Annotated in this window: 14 protein-coding genes; 9 read left to right on the top strand and 5 right to left on the bottom strand. The window is 70.3% G+C overall.

The annotated features are described in order from the left end of the window. Window positions 1-16: 16 nt before the first annotated feature. The 4 genes from NGK70_RS04160 to NGK70_RS04145 all read right to left on the bottom strand — a co-directional run bounded on the left by NGK70_RS04160 (window position 17) and on the right by NGK70_RS04145 (window position 5,443). A complete protein-coding gene (locus NGK70_RS04160; RefSeq protein ID WP_251972115.1) occupies window positions 17-2,422 on the bottom strand; it encodes a 3-hydroxyacyl-CoA dehydrogenase/enoyl-CoA hydratase family protein in 2,406 nt (801 codons plus the stop codon). Window positions 2,423-2,436: 14 nt separating this feature from the next. After that, window positions 2,437-2,880: a DUF2147 domain-containing protein gene (locus NGK70_RS04155; protein ID WP_251972114.1), complete on the bottom strand. Its 444-nt coding sequence runs from the start codon at window positions 2,878-2,880 to the stop codon at window positions 2,437-2,439. A gap of 24 nt (window positions 2,881-2,904) precedes the next feature. Continuing rightward, a complete protein-coding gene (locus NGK70_RS04150) occupies window positions 2,905-4,695 on the bottom strand; it encodes an acyl-CoA dehydrogenase C-terminal domain-containing protein (protein ID WP_251972113.1) in 1,791 nt (596 codons plus the stop codon). An 88-nt stretch (window positions 4,696-4,783) separates the two neighbouring features. Next, window positions 4,784-5,443, bottom strand: a complete 660-nt coding sequence (locus NGK70_RS04145) for a TetR/AcrR family transcriptional regulator (RefSeq protein WP_251972112.1) — start codon at window positions 5,441-5,443, stop codon at window positions 4,784-4,786. Between the two features lie 240 nt (window positions 5,444-5,683). On the opposite strand from NGK70_RS04145, the gene NGK70_RS04140 reads away from it, so the two are divergent. The 3 genes from NGK70_RS04140 (at window position 5,684) to NGK70_RS04130 (ending at window position 7,957) form a co-directional block, all read left to right on the top strand. Further along, window positions 5,684-6,241: an HNH endonuclease gene (locus tag NGK70_RS04140; protein WP_251972111.1), complete on the top strand. Its 558-nt coding sequence runs from the start codon at window positions 5,684-5,686 to the stop codon at window positions 6,239-6,241. A gap of 122 nt (window positions 6,242-6,363) precedes the next feature. Continuing rightward, entirely contained in the window at window positions 6,364-7,449 is a 1,086-nt protein-coding gene (locus NGK70_RS04135) for an IS630 family transposase (protein WP_428985603.1), read from the top strand. Between the two features lie 4 nt (window positions 7,450-7,453). Continuing rightward, window positions 7,454-7,957, top strand: coding sequence for a glycine zipper domain-containing protein (locus NGK70_RS04130; protein ID WP_251972110.1), 504 nt, complete (start codon window positions 7,454-7,456; stop codon window positions 7,955-7,957). Between the two features lie 17 nt (window positions 7,958-7,974). Here the strand turns inward: NGK70_RS04130 and NGK70_RS04125 are convergent, their stop codons facing one another. Next, a complete protein-coding gene (locus NGK70_RS04125) occupies window positions 7,975-9,369 on the bottom strand; it encodes a M48 family metalloprotease (protein ID WP_251972109.1) in 1,395 nt (464 codons plus the stop codon). A 125-nt stretch (window positions 9,370-9,494) separates the two neighbouring features. On the opposite strand from NGK70_RS04125, the gene glgC reads away from it, so the two are divergent. The 6 genes from glgC (at window position 9,495) to NGK70_RS04095 (ending at window position 16,354) form a co-directional block, all read left to right on the top strand. Beyond that, the gene (gene glgC, locus NGK70_RS04120) at window positions 9,495-10,760 is read left to right on the top strand and encodes a glucose-1-phosphate adenylyltransferase (RefSeq protein ID WP_251972108.1); all 1,266 of its coding nucleotides are present in this window, start codon (window positions 9,495-9,497) and stop codon (window positions 10,758-10,760) included. 177 nt (window positions 10,761-10,937) lie between these two features. Then, on the top strand, window positions 10,938-12,740 hold the full coding sequence (gene acsA, locus NGK70_RS04115) for an acetate--CoA ligase (RefSeq protein ID WP_251972107.1): 1,803 nt from the start codon (window positions 10,938-10,940) through the stop codon (window positions 12,738-12,740). Further along, complete coding sequence (gene pdhA, locus NGK70_RS04110) at window positions 12,737-13,834, top strand: pyruvate dehydrogenase (acetyl-transferring) E1 component subunit alpha (protein ID WP_251972106.1); 1,098 nt, start codon at window positions 12,737-12,739, stop codon at window positions 13,832-13,834. Before acsA ends, pdhA begins: the two co-directional genes overlap by 4 nt. Next, window positions 13,834-14,853 carry an alpha-ketoacid dehydrogenase subunit beta gene (locus tag NGK70_RS04105; protein ID WP_251972105.1) on the top strand — a complete coding sequence of 340 codons (1,020 nt, stop codon included), beginning with the start codon at window positions 13,834-13,836 and terminating at the stop codon, window positions 14,851-14,853. Before pdhA ends, NGK70_RS04105 begins: the two co-directional genes overlap by 1 nt. Before the next feature lie 2 nt (window positions 14,854-14,855). After that, the gene (locus NGK70_RS04100) at window positions 14,856-16,070 is read left to right on the top strand and encodes a dihydrolipoamide acetyltransferase family protein (RefSeq protein ID WP_251972104.1); all 1,215 of its coding nucleotides are present in this window, start codon (window positions 14,856-14,858) and stop codon (window positions 16,068-16,070) included. 47 nt (window positions 16,071-16,117) lie between these two features. Then, window positions 16,118-16,354, top strand: a complete 237-nt coding sequence (locus tag NGK70_RS04095) for an acyl carrier protein (protein WP_251972103.1) — start codon at window positions 16,118-16,120, stop codon at window positions 16,352-16,354. Window positions 16,355-16,415: the final 61 nt, after the last annotated feature.

Below are 16,415 nucleotides of genomic sequence, written 5' to 3'. Positions count from 1 at the left end.
GGTCTCGTCGCTCCGTTCAGTTGCGCACAGGCTTGCCGTTTTGGAGGAGGCCCATGGCCCGCTCCTGGCTCTTCGGATGCTCCAGCAGCGCGCAGAAGTGCTTGCGCTCCAGGGCCATCAGGTACTCCTCGGTCACCACCGTGCCGGCATCCAGCTCGCCGCCGCAGACCACGTCGGCGATCAGGCTGGCGATGTGGAAGTCGTGCTTCGTGATGAAGCCGCCGTCGCGCATGCCGACCAGCGAGGCCTTGATGGTGGCGATCGCGTTGCGGCCGGCCACCGGAATCTGCGACTTCGGCGGCGGGCGGTACCCGGCATCGACCATCGCCTTGACCTGGCCGATGGCCACGTGCAGCAGCTCGTCACGGTGGGCGACGACGATGTCGCCGTCCTGCAGGTAGCCCAGCTTGCGCGACTCCAGCGCACTGGTGCCGACCTTGGCCATGGCGGCCGCCTCGAAGCCCTCCTTCAGGAAGGGCAGCAGGTCGGACGCGCCGGCGGGGGCGCGCTCCGCGGCGCGGCGGGCGATGTAGGTCAGGCCGCCACCGGCGGGCAGCAGGCCCACGCCGACCTCGACCAGGCCGACGTAGCTTTCCATGTGCGCGACGCGGCGGTCACAGGCCAGTGCGATCTCGCAGCCGCCGCCCAGCGCCAGGCCACGCACCGCGGCCACCACCGGCACGTTGGCGTAGCGCAGGCGCAGCATGGTGTCCTGCAGCTCCTTGACGATCGGCGCGATCCCCTTGGCGCCGGACTTCATGAACACCGGCAGCAGCGACTCCAGGTTGGCGCCGGCGGAGAACACGTCGTCCGGCGACCAGATCACCACGCCTTGGTAGCCCTTGCCGTCCGCGCCCTCGGCCAGCTCGACGGCCTTGGCCAGGCCCTCGATCACGCCGGTGCCGATCAGGTGCATCTTGCTGGTGATGCTGGCGATGAGCACCTCGCCGTCGGGCGTCCACAGGCGGATCTCGTCGTTCTTGAACAGCTCGGTGCCCGACTTCAGCGGATCGACCGCGCCGCCCCCGGCGACGTTCTCCGGGAAGCGCTGACGCGCATAGACCGGCAGGCTGGAGCGCGGCAGGTAGCGCTGCGTCGCCGCGGACCAGGAGCCCTCCGGCGTGTGCACCCCCGTGCGTCCGTCAAAGACCCAGTCGGGCAGCGGCGCGCTGCACAGGGCCTTGCCGGCCTCGATGTCCTCCTTCACCCAGCCGGCCACCTGCTGCCAGCCGGCCTCCTGCCAGAGCTCGAAGGGGCCCTGCTTCATGCCGAAGCCCCAGCGCATCGCGAAGTCCACCTCGCGCGCCGAGTCGGCTATTGTCCCCAGGTGCACCGCGACGTAGTGGAAGCTGTCGCGCAGGATGGCCCAGAGGAACTGCGCCTGCGGGTTGGTCGACTCGCGCAGCAGCTTCAGGCGCTCGGCGGCTGGCTTCTTCAGGATGCGGTCGACGATGGCATCGGCCTTCTTGCCGCCCGGCACGTAGTCGCCGGAGGCGGCGTCGAAGCGCAGGATGTCCTTGCCCACCTTCTTGTAGAAGCCCGCCTTGGCCTTCTGGCCCAGCGCGCCCGCGCCGATCAGCGTGGTCAGCACGGCCGGGGTGGCGTAGGACGGAAAGAACGGGTCGTTGGCCTGGTCGGGCCCCAGGTTGTCCTGCAGCGTCCGGATGACGTGCGCCATCGTGTCCAGGCCGACCACGTCCGCGGTGCGGAAGGTGCCGGAGCTGGCGCGGCCCAGCTTCTTGCCGGTCAGGTCGTCGACCACGTCGACGCTGAGGCCGAACTTCTGTGCCTCGTGGATCGTCGCCAGCATGCCGGCGATGCCCACGCGGTTGGCGATGAAGTTGGGCGTGTCCTTGGCGCGCACCACGCCCTTGCCCAGGGTGGTGGTGACGAAGGTTTCCAGCTGGTCCAGCACGCCGGCCTCGGTGGTCGGCGTCGGGATCAGCTCCACCAGCTGCATGTAGCGCGGCGGGTTGAAGAAGTGGATGCCGCAGAAACGCGGCTGGATCGACGCCGGCAGCGCTTCGGCCAGCTTGCTGATGCTCAGGCCCGAGGTGTTGGACGCAACGATCGCATGCGCCGCGACGTGCGGAGCGATCTTGGTGTACAGGTCCAGCTTCCAGTCCATGCGCTCGGCGATCGCCTCGATCACCAGGTCGCACTGGCCCAGCAGCGCCAGGTCGTCCTCGTAGTTGGCCGCGCGGATGCGCGTGGCGTCATCGGCCACGCCCAGCGGGGCGGGCTTGAGTTTCTTCAGGTTGTCGATGGCCTTCAGCGCGATCGCGCTCTTCGGGCCGTCCTTCGGGTTGGGCAGGTCGAACAGCACGACCGGCACCTTGACGTTGACCAGGTGGGCGGCGATCTGCGCGCCCATCACGCCGGCGCCGAGCACGGCGACCTGGCGGACATTGAATCGGTTCATGGAATCTCCTTGGGTCACTCGATGCGGATCCAGGTCTGCGTGCGGCCGAGCAGCGGTGCGCCGATGTAGCCGCGCACCTCCAGCTTCTTGCCGCCGTCGATTGGCTTCATCCGCACCTTGTAGGTCTTGCCGTTGTTGGGGTCGAGGATCTCGCCGCCGTCCCACAGGCCCTTGTCGTCCGCGTTGGCCTTGACGCCCTTCACGATCGTCATGCCCTGGATCGGCTGGTCCTTGCGGTCGTCGCTGCACTTGTCGCACTTGGCGTCCGCCTTGGCCGGGTCGAGGATCTTCTCGACCTTGGCGGTGACGACGCCACCCGCCTCGACGACGCGCACGTAGGACTTTTCAGCCTTCGTTTCGTCGTCGATGGTCTTCCACAGGCCCACCGGGGTGGCCTGGGCGAATGCAGCGCCACCCGCTACGAGCAGGGCGGCGGAGATCAGGGGCTTCTTGTGCATGTCGGTCTCCTCGACAGGTCCGGGTCAGAACAGCGCCTCGTCCATCGCCATCAGCGGCTGCAGGCCGGCGCGGGCGGTGCGGATCAGGCTGGCAGTTTCCGGCAGCAGCTTGGCGAAGTAGAAACGAATGGTGTTCAGCTTGGCGGTGTAGAAGGGGTCGCCACTGCCCTGCTTGTCCAGCGCGATCTTCGCCTGCTGCGCGAACAGGAAGGCAAAGGCCAGATGGCCGACCACGCGAAGGTAGTCCACCGCGGCGGCGCCCACCTCGTCGGGGTTGCCCATCGCCTTCATGCCGATTTCCATCGTCAGCTTGGTGACCTTCTCGCCCAGATCGGCCAGCGGGTTGATGAACTCCTGCATGTCCTCGCGCACGCCCTCCTCCTCGACGAAGGCGGCGATCTTCTTGCCGAAGGCCTTGAGCTTCTTGCCGTTGTCGCCCAGCACCTTGCGGCCCAGCAGGTCCAGCGACTGCACGGTGTTCGTGCCCTCGTAGATCATGTTGATGCGCGCATCGCGCACGAACTGCTCGACGCCGGTGCCCTGGATGAAGCCGTGGCCGCCGAAGACCTGCATGCAGTGCGAGGTGGCGATCCAGCCGTTGTCGGTCAGGAAGGCCTTGATGATGGGCGTGAGCAGCGCCAGCTCGTCGGAGGCCTCGGCGCGCACGTCCTCGTCGGGGTGGTTCAGCTCCTTGTCGAGCTGCAGCACGGTGTAGACCGCCAGCGCCCGGCCACCCTCGGCGAAGGCACGGGCGGTCAGCAGCATCTTGCGCACATCGGGGTGCACGATGATCGGGTCGGCCGGCTTGTCGGGTGCCTTGGGGCCGGACAGCGCGCGCATCTGCAGGCGCTCCTTGGCGTAGGCCACCGCGCTCTGGTAGGCCACCTCGGTCAGGCCCAGCGACTGGTTGCCCACGCCCAGGCGGGCGGCGTTCATCATCACGAACATCGCCTGCAGGCCCTTGTTGGGCTCGCCGACCAGGGTGCCGACGGCGCCTTCCAGGATCATCTGGCAGGTGGCGTTGGCGTGGATGCCCATCTTTTCTTCCAGGCCGCCGCAGTGGATGCCATTGCGCGCGCCCAGCGAGCCGTCGGCGTTCACCAGGAACTTCGGCACCACGAACAGCGAAATGCCCTTGGAGCCCGCCGGTGCCTCCGGCAGGCGCGCCAGCACCAAGTGGATGATGTTGGCGGCCAGGTCGTGCTCACCCGCGGAGATGAAGATCTTCTCGCCGGTGATCTTGTAGGTGCCGTCCGCTTGCGGTTCGGCCTTGCTGCGCAGCAGGCCCAGGTCGGTGCCGCAGTGCGGCTCGGTCAGGCACATGGTGCCGGTCCACTCGCCGCTGACCAGCTTGGGCAGGAAGGTCGCCTTCTGCTCGGGCGTGCCGTGGGCGTGCAGGGCCTCGTAGGCGCCGTGCGACAGGCCGGGGTACATCGTCCAGGCCTGGTTGGCGCTGTTGAGCATCTCGTAGAAGCACTGGTTCACCGTGTGCGGCAGGCCCTGGCCGCCGAACTCGGGGTCGCAGCTCAGCGCCGGCCAACCGCCTTCGACGTACTGGGCATAGGCGGCCTTGAAGCCCTCCGGCGCGGTGACCTCGTGGGTGGTCCGATCCAGCGTGCAGCCCTGGCGGTCGCCACTGGAGTTGAGCGGGAAGGCCACCTCGGCGGCGAACTTGCCGCCCTCTTCCAGCACCGCGTTGACGGTGTCGGCGTCGACCTCGGCGAAGGCCGGCATCTCCTTGAACGCCTCGGTGACCTGCATCACCTCGTGCAGGACGAACTGCATGTCGCGCAGCGGGGGGTTGTACTGGGGCATGTCGGCTCCTTGTGGGGTCTGGGGGTTGAATCAGCGATCAAGGTCGGCGCCCCGCCCGACCTGGGCCGGGGCGCCGGGAACATCGAAATCAGCGCCAGGGAGGCGCTTCGGGGGTGACGTAACGTTCGAGCACGTGCTCGAAGCCGATGCGGGCACGCTCGACGGCGCCGGAGGCCCGCAGGAAACGCGCATCGTGGTGCAGCGCCAGGATCAGGCCGTGGACCTCGAAGCCCACCTGGGCCGGGTCGGCGTCGCTGCGCAGGTGCCCTTCGGCACGGGCCAGATCGATGGCCTTGCGCAGCGCGTCGTGCCAGGCCTGCACCATGGCGGCCAGCGCATCACGCACCGGGCCGGGCCGGTCGTCGAACTCGGTGGCGCCGCTGATGTAGATGCAGCCGGAGTCCAGCTCCTCGCTCACGCGCTGCACCCAGCGGTCGTACATCGCCACCAGGCGCGGCAGCCCGCGCGGCGAACGGATGGCCGGGAAGAACACCTCGGACTCGAAGCCGTGGTGGTACTCCCGGATCACGGAGATCTGTAGCTCCTCACGCGAGCCGAAGTGGGCGAACACGCCCGACTTGCTCATGCCGGTGACATCGGCCAGCGCGCCGATGGACAGGCCTTCCAGCCCCTTCTGCGAGGCCAGCGCCAGCGCGGCTTCCAGGATGGAGGTGCGCGTCTGTTGACCCTTGTGGGCCGTACGGGCTGCGCCACGGGCGGGGCGTGCAGGGGCAGCAGTCGTGCTCACGGTGGGGTTCAAGGAGGTGTCGCCTGTCGCAATAAATCGAACGGTCGTTCTATTTTGCGGAAAGCCGCGGCGATGGCAACCGCCGCGAGCGGCAATTTGTCTAGAGTCGAGACTCTAGACAAACCTGCGCGCCAGGCCGCGCCACGTCCTTGACGTCGCCCAGGCGCCGCCCGGCACGGTCATCCGGGCGCGATTGAACGTTGCCGTGCGCATGAACTATGCTTGCCGCAGGAGCGAGTCATGGATGTACTGCAACTCGATGTCTCCGGCCGGCCCCAGGCGTGGATCACGCCCCGCGAGGCGGCCACGCTGTACGCCAGCAACGAGATCGCCTGGACGCTGGGCGAGCCCGTGATCGTGCTGCGCGGCGGCATCCAGCGCGTGAGCGGCCTGCAGTCGCGCATCGACCTGCACGCCATCGTCGCGGTGCGCGGCAGCGTGCCCAGCCGGGCCTGGCGGCAGGTGCCGGCCCTGACCAACACCAAGCTCTTCGCACGCGACCGCCAGGTCTGCGCCTACTGCGGCCACGACTTCCACGCCGAGGACCTCACGCGCGAGCACATCGTGCCCACCTCGCGCGGCGGCAACGACAGCTGGATGAACTGCATCACCGCCTGCCGTGCCTGCAACGGCCGCAAGGGCAGCCGGCTGCTGCACGAGGCGCACATGGAGCTGCTCTTCCTGCCCTACGTCCCCAACCTGCACGAGGACATGATCCTGCGCGGGCGGCGCATCCTCACCGACCAGATGGATTTCCTGATGGCCAGCGTGCCGCGCCACAGCCGCCTGCACGGTTGAGCCCACCCCCACGCGATCCTGCACTGCAGCTCTTTAGGCTAGTGTAGTGTTTGATTGTTGAAGCAACTTAATTGAACAACACGACTCCAATGGTCTACTACGGACAGAGTTGGAGCCAGGAAGTGCGAGTTGCCCCTGCGATCGAGTTGAGTCAAGAGGAGGAGGCTGAGTTGATCCGGCTGGCGCATTCGAAGGCGACCAGCGTTCGACTGGCCGAGCGTGCGCGCATTGTTTTGCTGGCCGCGCAAGGCCTGCAGAACCTGCAGATCGCCCAGGAGCTGGGCATCGACCGGATCACGGCGGGTCGCTGGCGCCAGCGCTACATCAAGTCCGGACTGGCGGGCATCGAGCGGGACCTGCCGCGCGGGGCACCGCCGGTCAAGGTGGACGTGGCCAAGCTGGTGGAGCTGACCACGCAAAGCCAGCCCGAGGCCGCCACGCACTGGAGCACGCGCAAGATGGCTGCGGTGCTGCAGGTCAGCCCCAGCACGGTGATGCGTCACTGGCAGGCCAATGGGCTCAAGCCGCACCTGGTGCGTGGCTTCAAGGTCTCGCGCGACCCGAAGTTCGTCGAGAAGCTCGAAGACATCGTGGGGCTGTACATGTCCCCGCCCGAGCACGCCCTGGTGCTGTGCTGCGACGAGAAGAGCCAGGTGCAGGCACTGGACCGCACGCAGCCGGGCCTGCCGATGAAGAAGGGTCGTGCGCAGACGATGACGCACGACTACAAGCGCCACGGCACGACCACGCTGTTCGCTGCGCTCAACGTGCTTGACGGCACGGTCATTGGCCAGTGCCAGCAGCGGCACACGCACGCCGAGTGGTTGAAGTTCCTGCGCCAGATCGACCGCGAGACGCCCAAGGGCAAGACCCTGCACCTGATTGCCGACAACTATGCCACCCACAAGCACGCGGCGGTGCAGGCGTGGCTGGCCAAGCACCCCAGGTTCCACATGCACTTCACGCCGACCTCGGCGTCTTGGCTGAACATGGTGGAGCGCTTCTTCCGCGACATCACCACCGAACGCCTGCGGCGCGGCGTGTTTACCAGCGTGGGCGAGCTGGAGGCGGCGATCAAGGCGTACGTCGCGCATCACAACACCAGTCCCAAGCCGTTCATCTGGACCAAGAGCGCTCGCGACATCTTGCAGAAGGTCATTCGCGCCAACTCCCGGTTAAGTGGGAAACAGAATGGAACACTGCACTAGCCACATGACACGAATCCCCGCCCGCCCGCGCCCCACCGCCCTGCTGCTGGCCGCCACCCTGGCGCTGGCCGCCTGCAGCACCACCAGCCCGGACGTGGTCCAGCCACGCGACGCCCAGCACCTGTCCACCGTGCTGGACGCGGTTGTGCTCAACGTGCGGGCCGTCGTCGTGGAAGGCCAGCAGAGCGGCATCGGCGGCGCAGCGGGCGGCGCGGTGGGCGGCATCGCCGGCGGCTCGGTGGGCGGGCGGCGTGAAGGAGCCGCGGTGGCGGTGATCGGCGCCGTGGCCGGCGCGGTGATCGGCAATGCGATCGAGCGCCAGGGCACCCGCGAGGAGGCGGTGGAGATCCTGCTGCAGCTGCCCAGCGGCGAGCGCCGCGCCATCGTGCAGGCCCGCGGCAAAGAGGACTTTGCCGAGGGCGACGCCGTGCTGCTGATCACCACCGGCGGCAAGACCCGGGTGGCCAAGGCGCCGCCGCGCAACGCCGCCCCGGCAGCGAGCCGCTGAGGCCATCCGGCGGCAGGCTACTTCAGGTACCCCCAGGACTTCAGGCGTGACGCCGAGAACTGCGCCGCCTGGCCCTGCTGGGTCACGCGCAGGTAGCCGGCGTAGTGCTGCGCTGCCGCTTCGCGCCGGCCCTGGCCTTCCAGCGCCACACCCTTCAGGAAGAGCACGCCTGCGTCACCCGGCAGCACCCGGTCGTAGGCCTGCAGGTCCGCGTAGGCGCCCGCAGGGTCGCGCAGGCCCAGCTTGAGCGTGGCGCCCAGCTTCATCGCCTGGGCCTCCTGGGGGTAGACGTCCCGCGCGGTCTGCACGAAGCGGCTGGCGTCCTCCGCCTTGCCCTGCGCCTGCAGGGTCTGCGCCATGCGCAGGTTGGCGGCGTAGTCGCGCGGGGTGTGCTGCAGGGCCTGGCCGAACAGCGTCTGCGCCTGGGCCATCTCCTTCTTCGCCATCGCGGTCTCGCCGTTCTTGCAGGCGTCGATCGTCGGCTTGATCCGGCGCAGGCTGCTGGTGCTGTCCATGAAGCGCTCGCGCTGCGGCGCGGCCTTCGCGCTGGACGCGTAGACCGTCTCGGCACGCTGGCGGGCGGTGTCACGCCGCTCGGTGCTCATCGGGTGGGAGGCGAACATGGTCTCCAGCACGCTGGGCTGGCGCTCATGCCCGTCGATCAGCAGCTGATGCAGCCCGGTCATGCCCTGGGCCGGGTAGCCGGCCTTCACGAGGTAGTCCTGCCCCAGCGCGTCGGCCTCGCGCTCGTGGTCACGCGAGTAGTTGGCCAGCATCGCGCTGGCGCCGATCTGCCCGCCAATGCCCACCAGCGGCGCCCAGCCCGAGTCGCCCGCGGCCACCGACAGCCCCACCACCGCCACCTGCGCCACCATCGCCTGGCCCTGGCGCTGTGCCGCGTGGCGGGCGTTGACATGCCCCAGCTCGTGGCCGAGCAGCGCGGCCAGCTCGGACTCGTCCTTCAGCTCGGTCATGATCCCGCGCGTCACGCCCATCGCCCCGGCCGGGAAGGTGTAGGCGTTGACGTAGTTGGCGTTCAGCACCCGGTAGCTGTAGGGCATGTCGCTGCGCTGCACGCCGGCCTGCAGCCGCTGGCCCACGCCGGCCACATAGCGGTTGACGGCGTCGTCCTGGATCGCACCGAGGTCCTGCGAGAACTGCTGCGGCGACTGCTGGGCATCCACCTGCCGCTCCTGCGCCGGCGACAGGCCGACCAGGATGCGCTCGCCCGTCACCGGCGACACTGCGCAGCCCTGCAGCGCGGTGGCGGACGTGGCGGAGACGGCGGCACCGAACAGCCACAGCGTGTCGCGGCGGGTGAGGCGGTTGCGGCGCAGGCGCTGCGCCAGGCCATCAGTGCCATCGGGGCTGTGAGAAGAGGATGGGGCACGGTGCATGGCGGCTCGCTTCATTGGTGACATCCGGTGACGGATTCTAGAAAAGCGCCTGTGGCACGCGCAAAATCGAACCACCGGCCACGCCAGTCGCGGCTCGCCCGGACAAGCGTTCCCCCGCCCTGACGATGAGGAGAGAGGCGATGGCGATCGACCCGCCCGAGCACCTGTGCCGGCACACCTACGCCGTGGTGCTGGCGGGCGGCCGGGGCTCCCGCCTCGGCCCCTTGACCGAGCGCCGCGCCAGACCGGCCGTGCCCTTCGCCGGGCAGCTCAAGATCGTCGACTTCACGCTGAGCAACTGCGTCAACGCCGGCCTCCGCCGCATCGGCGTATTGACGCAGTACAAGGCGCAGAGCCTGATTCGCCACGTCGAGCATGGCTGGAACTTCCTGGCCGGCAACCTGGGCGAGTACATCGACATCGCCCCCGCGCAGCAGCAGATCGGCGAAGCCTGGTATGCCGGCACCGCCGACGCCGTCTGGCAGAACCGGGACCTGCTGCGCGAGGGCCGCCCGCACCACGTGCTGCTGCTGGCGGGCGACCACGTCTACAAGATGGACTACGCCCGGCTGCTGAGCGACCACGTCGACAGCGGCGCGCCAGTCACGGTGGCCTGTCACGAGGTGCCGCTCGAAGAGGCAGGGGCCTTCGGCGTGTTGGCCATCGACGAGCGCCAGCGCGTCGTCGCCTTCGAGGAAAAGCCCGCCCGGCCGCGACCACTGCCCGAACGGCCCGAGTGCGCCCTGATCAGCATGGGCATCTACGTCTTCGACGCCGAGTTTCTCTTCGAGGAGCTGGCGCGTGACGCCGCCGACCATCGATCCGGGCACGACTTCGGCCGCGACCTGATTCCCTCGCTGCTGGGCCGCGTGCCGCTGCACGCCCACCGCTTCGCCGACAGCGCCGTGGGCCCCCCCGGCGCACCGCCCTACTGGCGCGACGTCGGCACCGTGGATGCCTACTACGGTGCCAACCTCGACCTGCTGCTGCCGCAGCCTGCTCTGGACCTGCACGACGACCGGTGGCCCATCCTGAGCCAACAGCGCCAGCTGCCGCCCGCCCAGTTCATCGACCACGGCCCGCGCGAGCCCGGGGAGGCCCGCCAGTCGCTGGTGTCGAACGGCTGCATCGTGCACGGTGCGCGGGTATGGCACTCGATCCTCTTCGCCAAGGTCCGCATCGGCCCCGGCTCGGAGATCGACGAGTCGCTGCTGCTGCCCAACGTCAGCACCGGCCGGGGCGTGCGCCTGCGCCGCGCCATCATCGACAAGCACTGCTGCCTGCCGGACGGCTTCCACGCCGGGCTGGATGCCGCTGCCGACCGCACCCGCGGCTTCCACGTGACCCACGGCGGCATCACGCTGGTGACCGCCGAGATGCTGGGGCAGGACGGGCGGCTGGAGTGAAGACGCAGGGCTGCGGACGGCAGGCTCCGGGACGGCGAGTCATGGCGGCACCGACGCCTGCGCCGCAATTGCGCTGCCATTGCGTCGCCTCAATGTGCCGCGACCGGGCGGGACCATCATTTCCGCCAGGCCGTCACAGAGCGGCGTATCGCCACAACCCGCACTGGAGGTGGTTGGATGGATCCGGAGACAAACGCTGGCCCGCTGCCCGCATGCATCGAGAAGTCACCCGCGATGCTGCGCGTGGCCCCCAACCTGCTGGACCACGCGGCCACCTGCGCCGCCTTCCGCTGGGATGACGCGCGCCAGCAACTGGCCGGCCTGCCCGCGGGTGGCCTGAACATCGCCCATGAGGCGGTGGACCGCCACCTGGGCACGCCGCGCGAGGCGCGCACCGCCATCCGCTGGATCAGCAAGACCGGCGCGCACCGCGACCTCAGCTACGGTGAACTGGCCCGCGCCAGCAACCGATTCGCCAACGCATTGCGCTCGCTCGACGTGCAGGCCGGCGAGCGCGTCTTCGTGCTGATGGGGCGGCTGCCCGAGCTGTACATCGCGGTGCTGGGTGCGCTGAAGGCACGCTGCGTGGTGACGCCGCTGTTCTCGGCCTTCGGGCCCGAGCCCATCGCCACCCGGGCCGAGATGGCCGATGCACGCGTGCTGGTCACCACGCCGGAGCTGTACCAGCGCAAGGTGCGGGGCCTGCGCGAGCGGCTGCCCGGGCTGAAGCACGTCATCGTGGTGGGCGAGCCGCCGGCCGGCGAGCCCGAAGCCTCCGGCGTGCAGGGCTGGCAGGCGCTGGTCGAGCCGGCCAGCGAGGCCTTCGCGATCGAGGCCACCGACCCCGAATCGCTCGCGCTGCTGCACTTCACCAGCGGCACCACCGGCCGGCCGAAGGGCGCCATGCATGTGCACGGCGCCGTGCTGGCCCACGCCGTGACCGGCCGCTACGCACTGGACCTGCACGACGACGACATCTACTGGTGCACCGCCGACCCGGGCTGGGTGACGGGCACCTCCTACGGGATCATCGCGCCACTGGTCTGCGGCGTGACCAGCGTGGTGGTGGAGGCCGAGTTCGACGCGCAGACTTGGTACGCGGTGCTGGAGCGCGAGCGGGTGAGCGTCTGGTACACCGCGCCCACGGCGATCCGCATGATGATGAAGCTGGGCGCCGCCGCCGTGCGCGGCTACGACCTCCGTTCGCTGCGCTTCCTGGCCAGCGTGGGCGAGCCGCTCAACCCCGAGGCGGTGGTCTGGGGCCTCGAAGCCTTCGGCCTGCCCTTCCACGACAACTGGTGGCAGACCGAGACCGGCGGGATCATGATCGCCAACCTGGCGGCAATGCCGATCCGCCCCGGCTCGATGGGCCGGCCGCTGCCGGGCATCACGGCCGCCATCGTGCGCCGGCGCAGCCCGGCCGAGGGCGGCGGCATCGAGGTGATCAACGCGCCCGACGCCACCGGCGAACTGGCGCTGCGCACGCCCTGGCCCTCGATGATGCGCGGCTACCTGCACGAGGAGGAGCGCTATCGCCAGTGCTTCGTCAACGGCTGGTACCTCAGCGGCGACCTGGCCCGGCGCGATGCGGACGGCTACTTCTGGTTCGTCGGCCGCTGCGACGACGTGATCAAGTCGGCCGGCCACCTGATCGGCCCCTTCGAGGTCGAGAGCGCGCTGATCGAGCACCCGGCCGTGGCCGAGGCCGGCGTGATCGGCATCCCCGACCCGACGGTGGGCGAGGTGGTCAAGGCCTACGTGGCGCTCAAGCCCGGCTTCGAGCCCGGCGAGGCGCTGCAGCGCGAGCTGCTCGGTCACGCCCGCAAGCGCCTGGGCGCGGCGGTGGCGCCCAAGGAGATCGCGTTTCGCGCCAACCTGCCCAAGACGCGCAGCGGCAAGATCATGCGCCGGCTGCTGAAGGCGCGCGAGCTGGGCCTGCCCGAGGGCGACCTGTCCACGCTGGAGAGCGACGAGCGATGAGCGACACCACATGGCCGGACGAGCGCCGGGCCGCTCCCAAGCCGTCCGGCGCCCCCTCGGGGGGCTGGACGCCGTACCCGGCGGACGGGGGCCCCAAACCCCATCTCGATCGCGCGCACCTGCACCGCCTCTACCGGGAGATGCTGCGCATCCGCCGCTTCGAGGCGCGCTGCGTCGAGCTCTACCAGGCGCAGAAGATCCGCGGCTTCCTGCACCTCTACGACGGCGAGGAGGCGGTCGCAGTCGGCGTGATGGCGGCGCTGGAGCCCCGCGACGCGGTGGTCGCCACCTACCGCGAGCACGGCCAGGCGCTGGCGCGCGGCGTCCCGATGGCGCCGCTGATGGCCGAGATGCTCGGCAAGGTCGAGGGCTGCTGCCGCGGGCGCGGCGGCTCGATGCACCTGTTCGACCGCAGCCGGCGCTTCTACGGCGGCAACGCCATCGTCGGCGGCGGGCTGCCGCTGGCCGCCGGCATCGCGCTGGCCGACCAGCGGCTGCGCCCGGGCGCGGTCACGGCCTGCTTCTTCGGCGAAGGCGCGGTGGGCGAAGGCGCCTTCCACGAGACCATGAACCTCGCCGAGCTGTGGCGCCTGCCCCTGCTCTTCGTCTGCGAGAACAACCTCTACGCGATGGGTGTGCCGCTGGCGAACTCGGATGCCGAAACCGACCTCTGGCGCAAGGCCGCCGCCTACCGCATGCCCGCCGAGCGGGTGGACGGCATGGACCCGGTGCAGGTCGAGGCCGCCGCGCGCCGCGCCGTCGCCCGCATCCGCGCAGGCGTGGGCCCCTTCTTCCTGGAAGTGCGCACCTACCGCTTCCGCGCCCACTCGATGTTCGACACCCAGGCCTACCGCAGCCGTGACGAGATCGACAACTGGCGGCACCGCGACCCCCTGGAACGCCTGCGCAGCTGGATGCTCGCCAACCACCAGCTCAGCGATGCCGAAGTCACTGCCATCGACCAGGAGGTGGCCCGCGAGATCGACGCCGCGGTGGCCTTCGCGGAAGCCGGCACGCTGGAGCCGGTGGAGGATCTGGAGCGCTTCGTGCTGATGGATGCCGTGGTGCAGGACGACGTCAGGGAGGTGCCGTGATGACTGCCGCCGCCACCACAGCCCTGCGCCTGACCTACCGCGAGGCCTGCCGGCAGGCCATCCGCGACGCGCTGATGCGCGACCCCCGCTGCTTCGTGATGGGCGAGGACGTGGGCCGCTACGGCGGCTGCTACGCCGTCACCAAGGGCCTGCTGGAGGAGTTCGGCCCCGAGCGCATCATCGACACACCCTTGGCAGAGAACGGCTTCACCGGCCTGGGCATCGGTGCCGCGGTGGCGGGGCTGCGGCCGATCGTCGAGATCATGACCTGCAACTTCAGCCTGCTCGCGCTGGACCAGATCATGAACAACGCCGCCACGCTGGCGCACATGACCGGCGGGCAGTTCGCCGTGCCGCTGGTGATCCGCATGGCCACCGGTGGCGGGCGGCAACTGGCCGCGCAGCATTCGCACAGCCTGGAGGGCTGGTACGCCCACATCCCCGGCCTCAAGGTGCTGGTGCCCGCCACGGTGGAGGACGCGCGCCACATGCTCGCCGCCGCGCTGGCCGACCCCAACCCGGTGCTGATCTTCGAGCACGTGGTGCTCTACAACGCCGAGGGCGAGCTCGATGCCGCCGTCACGGCGGTGGACATCGCGCGCGCCAAGGTCCGCCGCCCCGGGCGCGACGTCAGCCTGGTCACCTACGGCAACAGCCTGCCGAAGTGCCTGGCCGCGGCCGAGCGGCTCGCCGTCGACGGCATCGACGCCGAGGTGATCGACCTGCGCGTGCTGCGCCCGCTGGACATGACCACCGTCATCGAGTCGGTCACCCGCACCCGGCGGGTGGTGATCGTCGACGAGGGTTGGAAGAGCGGCTCGATCTCCGCCGAGATCGCCGCCCGGCTGGCCGAGGACGCACTCTACGAATTGGACGCACCGATCCGCCGCGTCTGTAGCCGCGAGGTGCCGGTGCCCTACGCCGCCCACCTGGAAGAGGCCGCGCTGCCGAGCACCGACGGCATCGTCGCAGCAGCCCGCGCCCTGGTCCGCCCGGCCGCCCCCGGGGCGGGAGCCTGACCGTGGCCGACTTTCTGATGCCCGCGCTGGGGGCCGACATGGAGACCGGCACCGTGGTCGAGTGGCAGGTGCGGCCCGGCGACCGGGTCAAGTCCGGTGACATCGTCGCGGTGGTGGAGACGCACAAGGGCGCGATCGACGTGGAGTGCTTCCTCGACGGCGTGATCGACCACCTCGCCCCGATCGGCCAGGCCCTGCCGGTGGGCGCCGTGCTGGCGCAGGTGCGGCGCGAGGGTGAGCCCCAACTCGACAACGCCGCTGCAGCGCCCCCCGCGCCCGGCTCGGCGACGCAACCGGCTGCTGCGAGCGCGCCCGTGCCTGCGGCGGCCCCCGTCACCACGGCGCGCGACGCCCCGGTGCCCCCCACCACCCGCGCCAAGGTCAGCCCGGCAGCCCGGCGCCGCGCGGCCGAGCTGGGCCTCGCCGCCGAGGGCCTGGCCGGCAGCGGCGCCGATGGGGCCGTGACGCTGGCCGATGTCGAAGCGGCTGCGGCGGCCCGGTCGGCCTTGCCGCCACCAGCGCCTGCACCCCGTCCGGCCCGCGGCGACTTCGACCCCGCACAGATGCGCCGCGCCATCGCCGCGGCGATGGGCCGCTCCAAGCGCGAGATCCCGCACTACTACCTGGGCAGCACGGTGGACTTCGCGGCCGCCAGCGCCTGGCTCACGGCCTACAACGCCGAGCGGCTGCCGGCCGAGCGCCTGCTACCGGCGGTGCTGCTGCTCAAGGCCTGCGCGCTGGCCCTGGCCGAGCTGCCGCAGCTCAACGGCTTCTACGACCAGGACGCCTTCCGCCCCGGCGCGGGCGTGCACCTCGGCTGGGCCATCTCGCTGCGCGGCGGCGGGCTGGTCGCGCCGGCCATCCACCATGCCGACCGCCTGAGCCTGCCCGAGCTGATGGACGCCCTGCGTGACCTGGTGCAGCGCGCCCGCAGCGGCGGTCTGCGCAGTTCCGAACTGACCGACCCCACCTGCACCGTCACCAGCCTGGGCGAGCGCGGCGCGGAGAGCGTCTGGGGTGTGATTTACCCGCCGCAGGTGGCCATCGTCGGCTTCGGCCGCGTGGTCGAGCGGCCCTGGGTGGTGGCCGGCCAGGTCCTGCCGCGCCCGCTGGTGCAGCTCACCCTGGCCGCCGACCACCGCGCCAGCGACGGCCACCTCGGCGGCCAGCTGCTCGCTGCCATTGACCGCGCCCTGCAGGCCCCGGACCGCCTCTGATCCCCATCGACTTTCACGATCCCCACCGAACCCCGCGGAGTGCCGCCATGACCCCCTCCGAAGTCCGCTCGCTGGTCGCCGATGTGCTGGCCGGCATCGCCCCCGAGGCCGATCTCGCCAGCGTCGCAGAGCATGAAGACCTGCGCGAGGCGCTCGACCTCGACTCGATGGACTTCATGAACCTCGTCATCGGCCTGAGCCAGCGCAGCGGCCGCAACATCCCGGATGCGGACGTGCCGAAGCTGTTCACGCTGAAGGGGCTGGTGGGCTACCTCGCCGGCTGAGCGACGGCCAGCGCCACGCAGCCCGCCGACCGGGAACGAAAAAGGGCCCGCCAAAGCGGGC

The sequence above is a fragment of the Sphaerotilus microaerophilus genome, assembly GCF_023734135.1.
Classification (GTDB): domain Bacteria; phylum Pseudomonadota; class Gammaproteobacteria; order Burkholderiales; family Burkholderiaceae_C; genus Sphaerotilus; species Sphaerotilus microaerophilus.
The sequence above is the reverse complement of the archived record's forward strand: the minus strand, read 5'-3'. Positions and strand labels throughout refer to the sequence as shown.

Bases quoted from the DNA above. Each gene is read 5' to 3' on its own strand.
- NGK70_RS04105 (WP_251972105.1), top strand. From the start codon at position 13,834: ATGACTGCCGCCGCCACCACAGCCCTGCGCCTGACCTACCGCGAGGCC.
- NGK70_RS04160 (WP_251972115.1), bottom strand. From the start codon at position 2,422: ATGAACCGATTCAATGTCCGCCAGGTCGCCGTGCTCGGCGCCGGCGTG.
- NGK70_RS04155 (WP_251972114.1), bottom strand. From the start codon at position 2,880: ATGCACAAGAAGCCCCTGATCTCCGCCGCCCTGCTCGTAGCGGGTGGC.
- pdhA (WP_251972106.1), top strand. From the start codon at position 12,737: ATGAGCGACACCACATGGCCGGACGAGCGCCGGGCCGCTCCCAAGCCG.
- glgC (WP_251972108.1), top strand. From the start codon at position 9,495: ATGGCGATCGACCCGCCCGAGCACCTGTGCCGGCACACCTACGCCGTG.
- NGK70_RS04095 (WP_251972103.1), top strand. From the start codon at position 16,118: ATGACCCCCTCCGAAGTCCGCTCGCTGGTCGCCGATGTGCTGGCCGGC.
- acsA (WP_251972107.1), top strand. From the start codon at position 10,938: ATGGATCCGGAGACAAACGCTGGCCCGCTGCCCGCATGCATCGAGAAG.
- NGK70_RS04125 (WP_251972109.1), bottom strand. From the start codon at position 9,369: ATGAAGCGAGCCGCCATGCACCGTGCCCCATCCTCTTCTCACAGCCCC.
- NGK70_RS04140 (WP_251972111.1), top strand. From the start codon at position 5,684: ATGGATGTACTGCAACTCGATGTCTCCGGCCGGCCCCAGGCGTGGATC.
- NGK70_RS04150 (WP_251972113.1), bottom strand. From the start codon at position 4,695: ATGCCCCAGTACAACCCCCCGCTGCGCGACATGCAGTTCGTCCTGCAC.
- NGK70_RS04130 (WP_251972110.1), top strand. From the start codon at position 7,454: ATGACACGAATCCCCGCCCGCCCGCGCCCCACCGCCCTGCTGCTGGCC.